Source organism: Massilia psychrophila (assembly GCF_002760665.1).
Lineage (GTDB): Bacteria > Pseudomonadota > Gammaproteobacteria > Burkholderiales > Burkholderiaceae_D > JAFCUW01.
The window spans coordinates 20,514-36,608 of the sequence record NZ_PDOB01000038.1 but is presented as its reverse complement, the minus strand read 5'-3'; the positions used below and the strand labels follow the sequence as shown (position 1 = coordinate 36,608).

At 62.1% G+C, this 16,095-nt stretch carries 16 protein-coding genes; 12 read left to right on the top strand and 4 right to left on the bottom strand.

All coding sequences use genetic code 11. The features are described 5' to 3' along the window. Positions 1-315: 315 nt before the first annotated feature. Entirely contained in the window at positions 316-672 is a 357-nt protein-coding gene (locus tag CR103_RS18580; protein WP_099917427.1) for a diacylglycerol kinase, read from the bottom strand. Positions 673-931: 259 nt separating this feature from the next. After that, entirely contained in the window at positions 932-1,156 is a 225-nt protein-coding gene (locus tag CR103_RS18575; RefSeq protein ID WP_099917426.1) for a hypothetical protein, read from the bottom strand. A gap of 349 nt (positions 1,157-1,505) precedes the next feature. Between CR103_RS18575 and flhB the strand changes: the two genes are divergently transcribed. From flhB to rfbD, 6 genes are all read left to right on the top strand, one after another. Beyond that, positions 1,506-2,699 carry a flagellar biosynthesis protein FlhB gene (gene flhB / locus CR103_RS18570; protein ID WP_099917425.1) on the top strand — a complete coding sequence of 398 codons (1,194 nt, stop codon included), beginning with the start codon at positions 1,506-1,508 and terminating at the stop codon, positions 2,697-2,699. Then, a complete protein-coding gene (flhA, locus tag CR103_RS18565; protein WP_099917424.1) occupies positions 2,696-4,798 on the top strand; it encodes a flagellar biosynthesis protein FlhA in 2,103 nt (700 codons plus the stop codon). Before flhB ends, flhA begins: the two co-directional genes overlap by 4 nt. A 154-nt stretch (positions 4,799-4,952) precedes the next feature. After that, positions 4,953-6,029, top strand: a complete 1,077-nt coding sequence (gene rfbB / locus CR103_RS18560; protein ID WP_099917423.1) for a dTDP-glucose 4,6-dehydratase — start codon at positions 4,953-4,955, stop codon at positions 6,027-6,029. Next, the gene (rfbA, locus tag CR103_RS18555; protein ID WP_099917422.1) at positions 6,026-6,922 is read left to right on the top strand and encodes a glucose-1-phosphate thymidylyltransferase RfbA; all 897 of its coding nucleotides are present in this window, start codon (positions 6,026-6,028) and stop codon (positions 6,920-6,922) included. Before rfbB ends, rfbA begins: the two co-directional genes overlap by 4 nt. Before the next feature lie 3 nt (positions 6,923-6,925). After that, positions 6,926-7,471, top strand: coding sequence for a dTDP-4-dehydrorhamnose 3,5-epimerase (gene rfbC, locus CR103_RS18550; RefSeq protein ID WP_099917421.1), 546 nt, complete (start codon positions 6,926-6,928; stop codon positions 7,469-7,471). Further along, positions 7,468-8,340 (top strand): dTDP-4-dehydrorhamnose reductase, encoded by an 873-nt coding sequence (gene rfbD, locus CR103_RS18545; protein WP_099917420.1) that lies wholly within the window; start codon positions 7,468-7,470, stop codon positions 8,338-8,340. The genes rfbC and rfbD overlap by 4 nt, the downstream gene beginning before the upstream one ends. A 921-nt stretch (positions 8,341-9,261) precedes the next feature. Here the strand turns inward: rfbD and CR103_RS18540 are convergent. Continuing rightward, on the bottom strand, positions 9,262-9,531 hold the full coding sequence (locus CR103_RS18540; protein ID WP_229443619.1) for a GIY-YIG nuclease family protein: 270 nt from the start codon (positions 9,529-9,531) through the stop codon (positions 9,262-9,264). Positions 9,532-9,765: 234 nt separating this feature from the next. Between CR103_RS18540 and flhF the strand changes: the two genes are divergently transcribed. The 6 genes from flhF to CR103_RS18510 all read left to right on the top strand — a co-directional run bounded on the left by flhF (position 9,766) and on the right by CR103_RS18510 (position 14,838). Then, a complete protein-coding gene (gene flhF / locus CR103_RS18535) occupies positions 9,766-11,082 on the top strand; it encodes a flagellar biosynthesis GTPase FlhF (protein ID WP_099917419.1) in 1,317 nt (438 codons plus the stop codon). Next, positions 11,075-11,911, top strand: coding sequence for a MinD/ParA family ATP-binding protein (locus CR103_RS18530; protein ID WP_099917418.1), 837 nt, complete (start codon positions 11,075-11,077; stop codon positions 11,909-11,911). The genes flhF and CR103_RS18530 overlap by 8 nt, the downstream gene beginning before the upstream one ends. Before the next feature lie 15 nt (positions 11,912-11,926). Beyond that, positions 11,927-12,655 (top strand): RNA polymerase sigma factor FliA, encoded by a 729-nt coding sequence (locus CR103_RS18525; RefSeq protein ID WP_099917417.1) that lies wholly within the window; start codon positions 11,927-11,929, stop codon positions 12,653-12,655. After that, the gene (locus CR103_RS18520; RefSeq protein WP_099917416.1) at positions 12,637-13,383 is read left to right on the top strand and encodes a flagellar motor protein; all 747 of its coding nucleotides are present in this window, start codon (positions 12,637-12,639) and stop codon (positions 13,381-13,383) included. The genes CR103_RS18525 and CR103_RS18520 overlap by 19 nt, the downstream gene beginning before the upstream one ends. Positions 13,384-13,410: 27 nt before the next feature. Continuing rightward, positions 13,411-14,163 carry a flagellar motor protein MotD gene (gene motD / locus CR103_RS18515; RefSeq protein WP_099917415.1) on the top strand — a complete coding sequence of 251 codons (753 nt, stop codon included), beginning with the start codon at positions 13,411-13,413 and terminating at the stop codon, positions 14,161-14,163. Positions 14,164-14,343: 180 nt separating this feature from the next. Next, on the top strand, positions 14,344-14,838 hold the full coding sequence (locus CR103_RS18510; RefSeq protein ID WP_143752670.1) for a hypothetical protein: 495 nt from the start codon (positions 14,344-14,346) through the stop codon (positions 14,836-14,838). Between the two features lie 40 nt (positions 14,839-14,878). On the opposite strand, the gene CR103_RS18505 is transcribed toward CR103_RS18510, so the two are convergent. Then, positions 14,879-15,979: a M35 family metalloendopeptidase gene (locus tag CR103_RS18505; RefSeq protein ID WP_099917413.1), complete on the bottom strand. Its 1,101-nt coding sequence runs from the start codon at positions 15,977-15,979 to the stop codon at positions 14,879-14,881. Between the last annotated feature and the right edge of the window lie 116 nt (positions 15,980-16,095).

Below are 16,095 nucleotides of genomic sequence, written 5' to 3'. Positions count from 1 at the left end.
CCTTGTCGGTATCGGACAGTTGAGTCAAATCGGGACGGGGCGGCTTCGGTGGCATGGCGGGATGATGCGGCAAACCAGCATTGTTTACAACTGCTAATTGCGGGGTTTAGTGCGGCTGAATAGTTACGGTTTTCCTTCAAATAGCTTTTTCGCTTGCTTATAGACATATAGATACCTGCAAAGCAACCGGATTGGTGTTGCTGAATAGGGCCCCTGCGTGCGCGAAGATTTTGTGTCGCACTTTGGATCAATCAAGAATTGATTCCAATGGTTTTTGAAAAGCGCGCCGTCGGTCACGCAGGCATCCAGTGCCTGTCAAGACGAAAACGTGTCCACCAAAAATGCCGCAAATACGCCCGCTGCTGTGACGCTCAGCAGCAGCACGGCGCCCGCTGCGCAATCCTTGGCGATGCGGATGGCGTCGTGGCGTTCCGGATGCAGATGGTCGAGCGCTGTTTCGAGCGCAGTGTTGAACAGTTCTGCGGCGAGTACCATACCGCACATGATCAACAGGAAGGCCCACCACATCATTGGCGGCTGGCGCCATGCCAATACCGCAATCACGCCTAGCGTGGCGAGGCATTGCAGGCGAAAGCTCGCTTCGCTGCGCCATGCCGATACGATGCCGTCGATGGCGAAGCCGAGGCGGTGGTGGAAGCGCTGGTTTTTCATGGGGTGAGCAGTTTGCGAGGTCGAAAAAGCTATATAGCCGCTAAGGGTTAAAGGCGGCTTTTATCGCGGCGCGGGGTGAAATGGGGTCCCCGCGTGCGCGAGGACGACGGTCTTAAGCATGTCGTCCTCGCGCACGCAGGGACCTCATTTCGCGCCGAATAGCGGCAAGCATCGTTTTTCACCTTAAACACAGCCAAAAAAAACGGCCGAATAAATCGGCCGTTTCCGTTACTACCCAAGCGCCAAGGCGCCCGCCAAATTAATGGTGGGTGGTGGTGCTGTTGCTGTCCGAAGTTGCCACTGCGATTGCAGCAACAGCAACACCGACGACAACTGCGGTGCCAACGGTCACGCCGCCGACGAGCGTGGTGCTCATCAGTGGAGCTGGTGCAACTGGCGCTGCTGGCAAAGCTGCGGCGGTTTGTGCGAACACTTGTGCGGAAACCAGGCTCAGGATCGCAGCGGTAGCGAGAATTTTTTTCATGATAAGTCCTTGTACTTAAATCTATCGGAGCAGAAGCTTGTTCAAAGTTGCTCTTACATTATAGCAATCCATAAAGAAATTGCTTAAAGAATCTGCCAATCGAACGGCGGTCGGCCCTATTTGTTTGTCCGAATGGAGACAATTTTTGGGCAAGCGATGTTGCAAATATACGTTTTTGTATGACTTCGTCATTACTTTCTTTTCCAGCTAGATGCACGCAACGGCTGCAGAGCCACATCGGGCGGATTAGCAGGGCTTTGCGCCCCTGTTCGATAGATAGCCGCACGGCAATATCGGGAATAATGTCAACTGCCGGTCCTGCGGGGGCAGGGCGTAACCGAAAGTGGACATGGCAGAAGACAGCGACGCAGAAAAGACCGAACCCGCGTCAGCCAAGCGCCTGGAGCAGGCGCGCGAAGAGGGCGATGTGCCGCGCTCGCGCGAAGTGGCGACATTTACCGTATTGATGGCCGCCGGCGGCGGGCTGTGGCTGACCGGCGGCAGCGTCGTGCGCAGCCTGCACCTGGCGATGATTTCAGGGCTGTCGCTCGACCGCGAACAGGTTTTCAACGCCGACGTGCTGATCCGCCGGGTCGGCACCGACATCGGCTCGGTGATGCTGACGTGCCTGCCGCTGGCGGTGGCGGTCATGGTGGTCGCGCTGGCGTCGCCGCTGCTGATCGGCGGCTGGCTGTTTTCGGCCAAGTCCTTCATGCCGAACTTCGGCAAGCTGAACCCGGCCAAGGGCCTGGGCAACATGGTGTCGGTCAATGCGCTGGTCGAACTGCTCAAGGCCGTGGCCAAGACCATCGTGGTCGGCTTCGTCGCCTGGCTGGTGGTGATGAGCCAGAAGGATGCCGTGATGGGGCTGGCGCTGGAATCGGTCAGTGCCGGCAGCGCCCACCTGGTCAGCCTGCTGGGCTCGGCTTTTCTGTTCATCGTCGGCGGGCTTGGCCTGATCGCGGCGATCGACGGCCCTTACCAGGTCTGGCATTACGCCAACAAGATGAAAATGACGCGCCAGGAAATGATCCAGGAAGCGAAGGAGTCGGACGGTAATCCGCAGATGAAGGCCAAGGTTCGCCAGATGCAGCGCGAGATGGCGCGCCGCCGCATGATGGCCGCGGTGCCGACGGCCGACGTGGTGGTGACCAACCCGACCCACTACGCGGTGGCGCTTAAATATACCGACGGCATGGGAGGTGCGCCGCGGGTGGTGGCCAAGGGCAGCGACGAAGTGGCCGCCAAGATCCGCGAGCTGGCGCGCGAGAATAAGGTCGCGCTGCTGGAAGCGCCGGCGCTGGCGCGTGCGCTGCACCAGCACACCGACATCGGCGACGAGATTCCCGAGGCGCTGTATTCGGCGGTGGCCGAAGTGCTGGCGTATGTGTTCCAGTTGCGCGCCTTCAGCAAGGGCGGCGGCAAGTATCCGGACCGTCCGACCAGGCTGGCTGTGCCGCCCGAGCTCGATCCGCTCAACCCGGCATCGCAAAAAAAGTCTGATTCGCAAAAGCCTGACCCGAATAACGGAGCAACACCATGAACAGCATCAGATTCCCCGCCTGGATGAGCAACCTGGCCGGCAAGGGCAACGCACTGGCCGCGCCGATGATCATCATCTTGCTGCTGGCGATGATGGTGCTGCCGCTGCCGGCCTTCGTGCTGGACGTGTTTTTCAGCTTTAATATCGCGCTGTCGGTGATCGTGCTGCTGACCGCCCTGTACACCGTCAAGCCGCTCGACTTCATGGCCTTCCCGACTATTTTGCTGGTGTCGACCATGCTGCGCCTGTCGCTCAACGTGGCGTCGACGCGCGTGGTGCTGACCGAGGGCCATACCGGCGGGGCGGCTGCCGGCAAGGTGATCGAAGCGTTCGGCCACTTCCTGATCGGCGGCAATTTCACCGTCGGTATCGTCGTCTTCATCATCCTCACCATCATTAACTTTACGGTCGTCACCAAGGGTGCCGGCCGGATCGCCGAAGTGGGCGCCCGTTTCGCGCTCGACGCGATGCCGGGCAAGCAGATGGCGATCGACGCCGACCTCAACGCCGGCCTGATCGGCGAGGACGAAGCGCGCCGCCGCCGCCTTGAAACGGCGCAGGAAGCCGAATTCTACGGCGCGATGGACGGCGCCAGCAAATACGTGCGCGGCGACGCGGTGGCCGGCATTCTCGTCACCGTCATCAACATGATCGGCGGCCTGATGGTCGGCATGCTGCAGCACGACATGGCGTTCGGCGTTGCGGCCAAGACCTATACCTTGCTGGCCATCGGCGACGGCCTGGTCGCGCAGATTCCATCGCTGATCATTTCCACCGCGGCCGGTATCGTCGTCTCGCGCGTGGCCAGCGACCAGGACATCGGCACCCAACTGGTCGGCCAGTTGTTCGCCAAGCCGCAGGTGCTGTACATCACCGCCGGCATTATCGGCGGCATGGGCCTGATTCCCGGCATGCCGAACCTGGTGTTCCTGCTGCTGGCCGGCGCGCTGGCCGGCGCGGCCTACCTGGCCAGCAAACGCAGCCGTGAGGCGCCGGCGCAGCAGGAAGCTGCCGCCGCTGCCGCCGCAGCGGCCAACGCGCCGGCCCCGGCCGAGCAGGAAGAGGCGAGCTGGCAGGACATCATGCCGGTCGACACGCTGGGGCTGGAAGTGGGCTACCGTCTGATCCCGCTGGTCGACAAGACGCAGGGCGGCGAGCTGCTCAAGCGCATCAAGGGCATCCGCAAGAAGTTCGCCCAGGAAGTAGGTTTTCTGGCGCCGCCGGTGCATATCCGCGACAACCTGGAACTGAAGCCGTCGGCTTACCGCATCACGCTCAAGGGCGTCGAAGTGGGCAGCGGCGAAGCGCTCAACGGGCAGTTCCTGGCGATCAACCCCGGCATGGCCAGCGGCGAATTGCCGGGACTGGTGACGACCGATCCGGCGTTCGGCCTGCCGGCGACGTGGATCGACGCCGGCCTGCGCGACGAAGCGCAAAGCATGGGCTACACCGTGGTCGACGCCGGCACCGTGGTGGCGACCCACCTGAATCACCTGATTACCACGCACGCGTCCGAATTGCTGGGGCGCGCCGAGGTGCAGGCGCTGCTCGATCACATCGCCAAGGACTCGCCCAAGCTGGTGGAGGACCTGGTGCCGAAGGTGGTGTCGTTGTCGACCTTGCAAAAAGTGTTGCAGAACCTGCTGATCGAGGGCGTGCACATCCGCGACATGCATTCGGTGATCGAGACGCTGTCCGAGCACGCGATGCGCACCCAGGATCCGAACGAGCTGACGGCGCTGGTGCGCATCGCACTGGGCCGGGCCATCGTGCAGCAGCTGTTCCCGGGCGCCACCGAGCTGTCGGTGATGACCCTGGATAACCGGCTCGAGCGCCTGCTGATGCAGGCGATGGGAGCGGGCGGCGACGGCACCGGCATCGAGCCGGGCCTGGCCGACACCATCGCGCAGCAGGCCGGCGCGGCGGCGGCGCAGCAGGAACAGTTGGGGCTGACGCCGGTGCTGTTGGTGCCGGGGCCGCTGCGCGCACTGCTGTCACGCTTTTTACGCCGCGCGCTGCCGCAATTGAAGGTGCTGTCGCATAGCGAGATTCCGGAGACGAAGACGATTCGGGTGACCAGTTTGGTGGGGGCGGGGTAGTGTTGTGGGATGTTGTTTAACAGAACGCCTATAGTGGGATTGGCCGGCGGCAAGGTATAATTTGCGTCCCTCATGGGCGCGTACCGGCAAGCTATAAAGCCGCAGGTGTTCCAGATTTTTTGGATTAATTTCTACATTTTTGTACCGAGCAAATATGATTTTAGTTACTGGTGGCGCCGGCTTTATCGGATCGAATTTTGTGCTGGACTGGCTGGTGCAGAGCGATGAGCCGGTCGTCAATCTCGACAAACTGACCTATGCCGGTAATCTCAACAACCTCGCCAGCCTGAACCAGGATCCGCGCCACATTTTCGTGCAAGGCGATATCGGCGACCAGGCCCATGTGGCGCGCTTGCTGGCCGAACACCGACCGCGCGCGATTGTCCATTTCGCCGCCGAAAGCCACGTCGACCGCTCGATCTCGGGCCCGGCCGCCTTCATCGAAACAAATGTCAACGGTAGCTTCGCCTTGCTCGAAGCGGCCCGTGCTTATTGGTCGGCGCTGGCGGCAGCCGACAAGGAGGCGTTCCGCTTCCTGCACGTGTCGACCGACGAGGTGTATGGCTCACTCGGCCCGGACGACGCGCCATTTTCCGAAACGACACCGTACGCGCCGAACAGCCCGTATTCGGCATCGAAGGCCGCGTCCGACCATCTGGTGCGTGCCTACCACCATACCTACGGCATGCCGGTGCTGACGACCAACTGCTCGAACAACTACGGCCCGTATCACTTTCCCGAGAAGCTGATCCCGCTGATCATTACCAATGCGCGCGCCGGCAAGGCGTTGCCGATCTACGGCGACGGCCAGCAGGTGCGCGACTGGCTCTATGTCAGCGACCATTGCGCCGCAATCCGCCGGGTGCTGGCCGATGGCCGCCTCGGCGAAGTCTACAATGTTGGCGGCTGGAACGAAAAAGCCAACCTCGACGTGGTGCACACGCTGTGCGACATCCTCGATCAGCTCGATCCGAAAGCGCAAGGCAGCTATCGCGAGCAAATTACCTATGTGCAGGACCGTCCCGGCCACGACCGCCGCTATGCGATCGATGCGCGCAAACTGGAGCGCGAACTCGGCTGGAAGCCGGCTGAAACCTTTGAGTCCGGTATCCGCAAAACGGTGCAGTGGTTCCTCGACCACCAGGACTGGGTGTGCGACGTGCAGTCTGGCGACTACCTGAAATGGATCGATAAAAACTACGCGCAGCGCGCGTCACAGGAAATCGCATGACAGCACCAACATTGCAGCGCAAGGGCATTATCCTCGCCGGCGGATCAGGCACGCGCCTGTATCCGGTGACCATGTCCGTTTCTAAGCAGTTGCTGCCGGTGTACGACAAGCCGATGATCTATTATCCGCTGACCACGCTGATGCTGGCCGGCATGCGCGACATCCTTATTATCTCGACGCCGCAGGATACGCCGCGCTTCCAGGAATTGCTCGGTGACGGCAGCCAGTGGGGCATCAGCCTCAACTATGCGGTGCAACCGACCCCGGACGGTCTTGCCCAAGCTTTCATCATTGGCCGCGAGTTCATTGGCAATCATCTTTCGGCATTGATCCTGGGTGATAACATTTATTACGGGCACGACTTCGACAAGCAGTTGCGCACTGCTTCGGAGCGCACGAGTGGTTCGACTGTATTTGCCTACCATGTGAACGACCCGGAGCGCTATGGCGTGGTGGAATTCGATAGCGAACGGCGCGCCGTCAGTATCGAAGAGAAGCCCTTGCAACCGAAGTCGAATTACGCGGTCACCGGCCTGTATTTCTACGACACGAAAGTGTGCGACATTGCAGCCGGCATCAAGCCGTCGGCCCGCGGCGAACTCGAAATCACCGACTTGAACCGGGTTTATTTGGAGCGCAACGAGTTGGACGTCCAGGTGATGGGGCGTGGTATGGCGTGGCTCGATACAGGTACCCATGAATCCTTGCTCGAAGCTGGCCAGTTCATTGCCACCATCGAGAACCGCCAAGGATTAAAAGTCGCGTGTCCCGAAGAAATCGCGTTTCGCAAGGGATACATCGACGCTGCCCAGCTCGAAGCGCTGGCACTACCACTGAAAAAGAACGGCTACGGACAATATCTGTTGCGTCTTTTAAACGAAAAAATATACTGACCGATGCAGATTCAAACTACCGCGATTCCCGACGTTCTCATCGTCGAGCCCAAGGCGTTCGGCGATGAGCGCGGATTCTTTTACGAGAGTTTCAACGCGCGCAAATTCGAGGAATTGACCGGTGTCGCCACCACCTTCGTTCAAGACAACCATTCGAAGTCGGCGAAAAATGTGCTGCGCGGCCTGCATTATCAGCTGCAGCAGACCCAGGGCAAGCTGGTGCGCGTCGTCGCCGGCGAAGTGTTCGACGTGGCGGTCGACATCCGCAAGAGTTCGCCAACCTTCGGCCACTGGATCGGCGTCGTGCTGTCCGGCGAGAACAAGCGCCAGCTCTGGGTGCCGCCCGGTTTCGCTCACGGCTTCGTGGTGACCAGCGAGTCGGCCGAGTTCCTGTACAAGACTACCGATTACTGGGCGCCCGAATTCGAGCGCTGCATTTTGTGGAGCGACCCGGCGATAGGGATCGAATGGCCGGTCGGCGGCACGCCGATGCTGTCCGGTAAAGATCAAAATGGCCAGTTGCTGGCCGATGCCGAGGTGTTCGCGTGAAGATCCTGGTGACGGGCAAGAACGGCCAGGTCGGCCATGAACTCGCACGCAGCCTGCAGGGCCTCGGCGAGATCGTCGCCGTCGGCCGCAACCAGATGGACCTGTCGGACCTCCGGCAAGTGCGCGACGTGATTCGCAGCGTGAAGCCGAACCTGATCGTCAATCCGGCCGCATACACTGCAGTGGACAAGGCCGAAAGCGAGCCCGAGCTGGCCATGCGGGTCAATGGCGAGGCGCCGGCAGTCATGGCCGAAGAAGCCCGCAAATTGGGGGCGGGAATCATCCACTACAGCACCGATTACGTCTTTGACGGAACCAAGGAAACGGCCTACCTGGAAACCGATCCGACCTGTCCGGTCAATGTGTACGGCGCTACCAAGCTGGCGGGCGAGCAAGCAATCCAGGCCGCCGGCGTACCGCACCTGATCCTGCGTACCAGCTGGGTCTATGGAATGCGCGGCAAGAATTTTCTGCTGACGGTAATGCGCCTGGCGGCCGAGCGCGATGAATTGCGTATCGTCGGCGACCAGTTCGGCTCGCCAACGTGGTGCCGGTCGATTGCCGACACCACGGCGCAGCTTGTCGCCAGGCTGGACGCGCAATGCGGCGCTGTCGAGGCGATGGCAGGGCCCTTGTCGGGGATTTACAACCTGACCTCGTCGGGCCGGACGTCGTGGCATGGCTTCGCCGAGGAAATCGTCAGGCATGCCTCGATCGCCAAGGCGCCGAAGGTCACGCCAATCCGTACCGAAGAGTATCCCTTGCCGGCGCGGCGGCCGCACAATTCGGAACTCTCCGGTGCGCGCCTGCGTGCGCTCAATGTGCATGTGCCGCACTGGCAGCACGCGCTCGCGCTGTGCCAGGGATAATTTCCCGCCTCTGACTCCCGCCATGCCGGCGGCGCCCAGGTTAGCTGCGGTCGCCCCCGCTGTCTACCACGCACGCGTCGGAATTGCTGGGACGCGCCGAGGTTCCGGAGACGAAGACGATTCGGGTGACCAGTTTGGTGGGGGCGGGGTAAGCAGGCTGCGGTGGTATTGATGCCGTCGTCCTCGCGAACGCGGGGACCCCATCCCTATGAGCGGCGATCGGCGGTGCTTTTTTAGGGATGGCGTGATTCACGCGAAATGGGGTCCCCGCGTTCGCGAGGACGACGGCTTTCGATGCGTCGTCCTCACGAACGTGGGGACCCCATTCCTATGAGCGGCGATCGGCAGTGCTTTTTAGGGATGGCGTGATTGACGCGAAATGGGGTCCCCGCGTTCGCGAGGATGACGGCTTTTGATGCGTCGTCCTCACGAACGTGGGGACCCCATCCCTATGAGCGGCGATCGGCGGTGCTTTTTTAGGGATGAAATGGGGTCCCCGCGTTCGCGAGGACGACGGCTTTTGATGCGTCGTCCTCACGAACGTTGGGACCCCATTCCTATGAGCGGCGATCGGCAGTGCTTTTTAGGGATGGCGTGATTCACGCGAAATGGGGTCCCCGCGTTCGCGAGGATGACGGCTTTTGATGCGTCGCCCTCGCGAACGTGGGGACCCCATTCCTATGAGCGGCGATCGGCAGTGCTTTTTTAGGGATGGCGTGATTGACGCGAAATGGGGTCCCCGCGTTCGCGAGGACGACGGCTTTTGATGCGTCGTCCTCACGAACGTGGGGACCCCATCCCTATGAGCGGCGATCGGCGGTGCTTTTTTAGGGATGAAATGGGGTCCCCGCGTTCGCGAGGATGACGGCTTTTGATGCGTCGTCCTCGCGAACGCGGGGACCCCATCTTTACGCACAACGGTCACGCCGTAAAATCATCATACAAATCACGCCAATCCGGATTAGCCTCCTGAATCAGCGCCACCTTCCACGCGCGCGCCCATTTTTTCAGCTGTTTTTCGCGTGAAATCGCCTCAATGATGTCCCCGTGCGTCTCAAACCACACCAGGCGCTTGACCTTGTACTTTTTCGTGAACCCATCGGCCAGCCCTTCGCGATGCTGCCAGATCCGCTTCACCAGGTCCGACGTGACGCCAACGTACAGCGTGCCGTAGCACTCGCTCGCCAGCATGTAAACGTAACTCGCTCTGTCCACATCACCTCCGCGGCAAACCTCCATCGTCAGCCTTTTTACCAGGTCCAAACCAAGGTTTGCTCAATCTTGCCAGCCCGCCTCCGAATAGCAGCCAATTCACCCACCTTCTCCGCCGATGGTTTCCGTGCGGCATCGTCAATAATGGATCTCGTCGAAGTTATGCGGTGGCCCATGGGGGCGCACTGGCTGCAGGAACCCAGGAGTTGATCGATGAATGTCAAAAAATTTACGGCTGCCACCTCGCGCGAAGCTTTGCGCAAAGTGCGTGATGCCCTCGGTCCAGATGCGGTCATCCTGTCGAATCGCCCGGTCGACGGCGTCGTCGAAATCCTGGCCCTTGCCAATGACGACGTCGCCTCGATCGCGGCGCCCGCCGCCGGCACCGAAATGGCCCAGCCGGCACCGATGCTGCAGCACCTGAATGCGCCCGAATCCTACGCCAACCGCCGCGCGCCAGCGCTGCAAGCGCAGGGCGACGGCTTCGACATGCCGAACATGGCGCAGATGAGCTCGATGATGTCGGCCGCCATCACCCACGCCAAAGACAGCGCCAGCGCCGAGATGTCCGGCATGATGAGCGAAATTCGCGCCATGCGCGGCTTGATGGAAACCCAGCTGGCGGCAATTTCGTGGAGCGCCACCCAGCAGCGCGAGCCGGAAAAGGCCGGCGTGCTGCGCCAGATGCTGGCTGCCGGATTTTCGGCCAGCCTGGCGCGCTACCTGATCGAAAAAATGCCGGCCGGTAAAGACGCCGCCGAGAGCATGCGCTGGATTAAGACCGTGTTGGGCCGCAATCTGACCAGCATGAGCAATGAAGACGAAATCCTCGACAAGGGCGGTGTGTTCGCGCTGGTCGGCCCGACGGGCGTCGGCAAGACCACCAGCACCGCCAAGCTGGCGGCGCGCTGCGTGATGCGCCACGGCCCGGAAAAGCTGGCGCTGATCACCACCGACGCCTATCGTATCGGCGGCCACGAACAGCTGCGCATCTACGGCAAGATCCTCGGCGTGATGGTGCACTCGGTCAAGGACGAATCGGACCTGCGCATCGCCCTGAAGGAATTGCGCAACAAGCACACTGTGCTGATCGACACCGTCGGCGTATCGCAGCGCGACCAGATGGTCACCGCACAGGTCGCCATGCTCTCCGAGTCGGGCGCCGACGTCAAACGCCTGCTGTGCCTGAACGCCACCTCGACCAACGAAACGCTCAACGAAGTGGTGCGCGCCTACCAGGGCAGCGGGCTGGCCGGCTGCATCATGACCAAGCTCGACGAAGCCGCCTCGATCGGCAACGTGCTCGACGTCGTGATCCGCCACAAGCTGCGCCTGTTCTACATCTCGAACGGCCAGCGGGTGCCGGAAGACCTGCACCTGGGCGACCGCGGCATGCTGATCGACCGCGCCTTCCGCCTGACGCGCGATGCCGCCGCCACGCAGTATGCGGACGACGAACTGCCGCTGTTGATGGCGCAGACCCGCAACGCCGCCAGCGATCGCAGCCTGCGCGAGGTGTCGCTTGGCTAATTTCGATTTCGACCAGGCCGAAGGCCTGCGCCGCATGCTGGCTGGCCCCAAGCCGCGCATCGTCACCTTTCTTTCCGCCACCGCCGAAGACGACAAGGGCGCCATGCTGGTCAACCTGGGCGCGTCGCTGGCGCGCGCCGGCAACGACGTGCTGATCGTCGACGCCTGCATGCAGGAATACGGCGTCGCCCAGCGGCTCGGCGTCGACCGCGGCGTCAGCCTGCTGCAGGTGGCGCGCCAGGAATGCGGCCTCAATGAAGTGATCCACCAGGTGCCGCAAGGGTTCGGCGTGGCCAGCATGAAACGCGGCGTCGGCGCGCTGCGCCCGAGTGCCGACGAACTGCGCCGGCTGGCCAAGAGCTTCGACGTGCTGGTCAAGCAGACCGGCATCGTCATCGTCGACGGCGAATTCGGCGCCGACGACAGCTTCCCGGTGCCGATCATGGACAGCTCCGAAATCGTCGTGCAGGTGTCCACGTCCGCCGCCTCGATCACCGCCGCCTACAGCCTGATCAAGCGGCTGTCGCAGCAACTCGGCCGGCGCCCGTTCGGCATTCTGGTGACGGGCGCTTCCGAAACCGAAGCAAAGGTGGTATACGATAATATGTGTTCTGCGGCAAGTCGCTATCTGGCGGTGAACCTGACCTCGATGGGCTCGGTGCCCGCCGACGAATACCTGCATCGCGCCGCGCGCCTCGGCCGCGCGGTGGTCGATGCGTTTCCGCTGGCGGGCGCATCAGTCGCGTTCCGCCAACTGGCGGGGCGCTTCGCCCTTGCGGGCATGCCGCAGCTTGGTCGGACTGGGGGGAATACCCGTTTTGGCTCTTGATAACAAAGCATAACCATGTACACGGTCAAAGGAAAAGCCGATAAAAACCAGCTGCTGACGGATCACATGCCGTTGGTGAAGCGTCTCGCCCACCACATGAAGGCCAAGTTGCCGCCAAGTGTGGAAGTGGACGACCTGGTGCAGGCCGGCATGATCGGCCTGTTAGATGCCATCAGCCGCTATGAAGAGACGCATGGCGCCCAGTTCGAAACCTATGCGGTGCTGCGCATCCGCGGCGCCATGCTCGATGAATTGCGCAACAGCGACTGGTTGCCGCGCTCGATGCGGCAAAACATGCGCAAGATCGAGGCGGCGATGAGCTCGCTGCAGCAAAAGCTCGGCCATCCGCCGACCGAATCGGAAGTGGCCAAGCTGCTCAAGCTGTCGCTGTCCGAATACCAGGACATGCTGGGCGACGGCGGCGGCCACCAGCTGGTGTACTACGAAGACTTCCACGACAACGAAGGCAGCGACAGTTTTCTCGACCGCTACGCCGTCGACGACGCCGATCCGCTGCGCAGCCTGCTCGACGGCGACTTCCGCCAGGCGGTGATCAATGCCATCGATGCGCTGCCGCCGCGCGAAAAGATCCTGATGGGCCTGTACTACGAAGAGGAAATGAACCTCAAGGAAATCGGCGCCGTGATGGGCGTATCTGAATCGCGCGTATCGCAATTGCACACCCAGGCGGTGGCGCGGTTGCGGTCTGCATTACGGGAGCAGGCATGGACTGGGCCAGCGTAGCCGGCGTCGTCCTGGCGCTGGCCGGGCTGTTCATCGGCCACAGCCTGGACGGCGGCAAGCTGGCCTCGCTGGTGCAGCCGGCGGCGTTTGCCATCGTCGTGATCGGCACCTTTGGTGCGGTGCTGCTGCAGACCGAGGCGCCCACGTTCATGCGCGGCATGCGCATGCTGCGCTGGGTGTTCCGTCCGCCCCCAAGCCAGCGCGCGACGCTCTCGCGCGACATCGCCAGGTGGAGCACGTCGGCGCGCCGCGACGGCCTGCTGTCGCTCGAGCAGGCAATGCAGGGCACGCCCGACAAATTCGTCAAGAAGGGCTTGCGCCTGGTGATCGACGGCATCGACCCGGCCAAGCTGCGCGGGCTGTTGGAGACCGAGGTGACGGCGTACGAATTCGGCCAGCGCCAGGCGGTGAAAATCTGGGAATCGGCAGCCGGTTACTCGCCGACGATCGGCATCCTCGGCGCCGTGCTGGGGCTGATCCACGTGATGGAAAACCTCACCGACCCGTCCAAGCTGGGCGCCGGCATCGCCGTCGCTTTTGTGTCGACGGTGTACGGCGTCGGCCTCGCCAACCTGTTTTTTTATCCGGTCGCCAACAAGCTCAAAGCCATCGTCGCCGAGACCGTCACGCAGTATGAAATCCTCACCGACGTCTTTTTCGATATCGCCAGTGGCGACCATTCGCGCGTCATCGACGAGCGCGTCGCCAGCCTGCTGTCGCGGCCTTAAGTTTTCCGAATTATTCGACCCCCCGCCATGGCGCGCAAAAAATTCGATGAAACCACCGACAACCACGAACGCTGGCTGATTTCGTACGCTGACTTCATCACCTTGCTGTTCGCTTTTTTTGTCGTCATGTACGCCCTGTCGGTTGTCAATGAAGGCAAGTACCGGGTGTTTTCGGACGCCCTCGGCACCGCCTTCGGCGCACGCGCAGCAACACCCAGGCCGGCAATCGCGCCGGCGCCGCCGATCTCGCTGCCGAACCTGGCCGCCAAGCGGCGCGCCGAAGCGATGCGGCGCGAACGCGAACAGCTCACCGCCCTGGCGCGCGACCTGACGTCGACGCTGGCGCCGCTGGTCAAGGAAGGCAAGGTGCGGGTGACGCAAAACAGCCGCGGCGTCAGCGTCGAGATCAATGCCAGCGTGCTGTTCGACTCGGGCGAGGCCACTTTGAATGCCAATTCGCGCGAAGCGCTGCGCGCGCTGGCGGTGCTGCTGAAGGGCGACCCGCACACGCTGCAGGTCGAAGGACACACCGATCCGGCGCCGATCCGCTCGAGCACTTTCCCCTCCAACTGGGAACTGTCGGCCGCGCGCGCCGGTGCGGTGGTGCGCCTGTTCACCGACAGCGGCGTGGCTGCAGCGCGCATGACCGTGGTCGGCCACGGCTCGAACCTCCCGGTCGCCGCCAACGACGACCTGGAAGGGCGCGCGCGCAACCGCCGGGTAGCGGTGACGATCCTGTCGGCGCTGCCGGATACGACAACGGAAATTTCTACTCGTTAATTTTTACTCGTTAATTTCCGCTCGTTAGCGTCAGCATTTGCGCCCGTGCCGTGGTCGCCGCTGCGCGAGGACGACGTCTATTTGACAGCGAACCTCGGCGTTTGTAACTTTGCGCAAGCGCGCTTGGTGTTTTTTCGGGCGCCGGGCACAATCCGCCCATGTCTGATTCTGGAGTATTCGATGCGTAAGGTAACAACATCTGTGTTGCTGGCGGCGGCGCTGCTGGGTGCGGCCGGCAGCGCCGGGGCAAGGGACGGGGTCATGAATTCGGTCAGCGAAAAAGTACAGGTCGAGTCGCGCAACGGCAAGGTGCTGGTGCGATTGACGTTTAAAAACGACAGCAACCGCACCGTGTATGTGCCGCGCAGCGTGGCTTCCGACAAGGAGCTGTTCGGCGCCTGGTTCGAGGTGCGCGACAGCTCGAATGGCGATCCGGTCGACTACATCGGCCCGACCGTCAAGCGTGCGCCGCTGGGCAAGGACGATTACCTGCCGCTCAAGCCGCATTCGCGCCACCACAACACGATCGATATCACGCAGGCTTACGCTTTCATACCCGGCCGCCACACGTATCAGCTTAGCTTCGCCGGCAATTATGTGGCGGACGTCAACCAGATCGCGCAGCTCACCCCGGTCGAACTCAATTCGGTGATGTTCGCGCATATCGGCAAATAAAACGCCGCAAGAAAAACGGGCAGCCCGAGCTGCCCATCGACTACAGCACCGGAGTATTTTCGCCAAAATACTCGTGCGAATCGGCGTTGTCGACGGCCTTGGCCGGATCGCTGACGGCCAGGCTGGCGGCGCCGCTCTGGCCGTACACCCAGTCGTCGGTGCCGGCGACAACGTTGAAGTGGCTCATCTCGTGCACCAGGGTGCCGCCTTTCGAATCGGTGCCGGTCATCGGCGCGGTCCAGAACGCCTTGCAGACGTAGATGACGTACGGCTGGGTCGGGTAGACGTAGGCGTAATATGTCTTCTTGCAGCCGCAGTCGACCGTGATCGGCTTGTTGGCGAACGCATCTTTCAACGCGGCGAAGTGCGACCTCACGGTCGACACGCGGGCGGCGTCGGTGGTGCCGAACCATTTGTTATAGCGCGCGCCGATCGTGCCCGCCATGTAAGCGTCGCCATTGATGACCATCGTATTGCCGGCGCTGAGCGCCGACGTCACCGTGGTCTGCTGCGCGGCGGTGCACTTGTTGAACGACAAGCTGCCGGTGGCGAGCGCGGCGCGCATCGAATCGATCGTCTGAAGTTGCTGCTCTTGCTGTGGCACGCTGCCGCGCGGCAAGCTGCCGTCGATCCACACCGTCACCGGCGTCGACTTGATTTCGCCGATTTCGCGCTGCACGGCGCCACGGCCCTGTCCGCTCAGCTCGGCACTGAACAAGCTGAGCGACCTGGTGTCGTAGCGGATCGTGTAGTCGCCCGTCACGCGCATGTCGTACAGCGCCGACAGGTCGACCTTGGCGGAGAATGAGGCGCCGGGTTTGAGCACGTAGTAGTCGGCCGCGGTCGGGGCGGGACGCTTGTAGTGGGCGCCGAGGTAGGGCACCTTGATCCCGTCGCGGGTGACGATGAACAGCGACTCTTCGATCTCGGCGCCGAATGGCGTATGCCACTTGAGCACGTACTGCGGCGTGGCCGAGGTGTTGGTGATGGTGACGGCCACCACCACGGCGTCGGTTTTGCCGAGCGCGTGCTTTTCCGGGCTGATGCTGGCGCTCACGCCGTTCGAGGCGGCCTGGGCGCCGACGCACAGTGCGAGCGCGAGCGTGGCGATGCATGTCTTGCAGAGTTGGTTCCAGTTCATGCTGGTCTCCGTGAGAGTGGATGGTCGGTGCCAAAAAGTTTATGCAGGACAATAGAAACGATCTGCCGGCCGAAACTCATCGGTCGATCATCACGGATTCAAGCAATGAAGTAAAG

Excerpts from the sequence above, each read along its gene's own strand:
- CR103_RS18580 (WP_099917427.1), bottom strand. The coding sequence starts at position 672 with ATGAAAAACCAGCGCTTCCACCACCGCCTCGGCTTCGCCATCGACGGC.
- CR103_RS18575 (WP_099917426.1), bottom strand. The coding sequence starts at position 1,156 with ATGAAAAAAATTCTCGCTACCGCTGCGATCCTGAGCCTGGTTTCCGCA.
- flhB (WP_099917425.1), top strand. The coding sequence starts at position 1,506 with ATGGCAGAAGACAGCGACGCAGAAAAGACCGAACCCGCGTCAGCCAAG.
- flhA (WP_099917424.1), top strand. The coding sequence starts at position 2,696 with ATGAACAGCATCAGATTCCCCGCCTGGATGAGCAACCTGGCCGGCAAG.
- rfbB (WP_099917423.1), top strand. The coding sequence starts at position 4,953 with ATGATTTTAGTTACTGGTGGCGCCGGCTTTATCGGATCGAATTTTGTG.
- rfbA (WP_099917422.1), top strand. The coding sequence starts at position 6,026 with ATGACAGCACCAACATTGCAGCGCAAGGGCATTATCCTCGCCGGCGGA.
- rfbC (WP_099917421.1), top strand. The coding sequence starts at position 6,926 with ATGCAGATTCAAACTACCGCGATTCCCGACGTTCTCATCGTCGAGCCC.
- CR103_RS18540 (WP_229443619.1), bottom strand. The coding sequence starts at position 9,531 with ATGCTGGCGAGCGAGTGCTACGGCACGCTGTACGTTGGCGTCACGTCG.
- flhF (WP_099917419.1), top strand. The coding sequence starts at position 9,766 with ATGAATGTCAAAAAATTTACGGCTGCCACCTCGCGCGAAGCTTTGCGC.
- CR103_RS18525 (WP_099917417.1), top strand. The coding sequence starts at position 11,927 with ATGTACACGGTCAAAGGAAAAGCCGATAAAAACCAGCTGCTGACGGAT.
- CR103_RS18520 (WP_099917416.1), top strand. The coding sequence starts at position 12,637 with ATGGACTGGGCCAGCGTAGCCGGCGTCGTCCTGGCGCTGGCCGGGCTG.
- motD (WP_099917415.1), top strand. The coding sequence starts at position 13,411 with ATGGCGCGCAAAAAATTCGATGAAACCACCGACAACCACGAACGCTGG.
- CR103_RS18510 (WP_143752670.1), top strand. The coding sequence starts at position 14,344 with ATGCGTAAGGTAACAACATCTGTGTTGCTGGCGGCGGCGCTGCTGGGT.
- CR103_RS18505 (WP_099917413.1), bottom strand. The coding sequence starts at position 15,979 with ATGAACTGGAACCAACTCTGCAAGACATGCATCGCCACGCTCGCGCTC.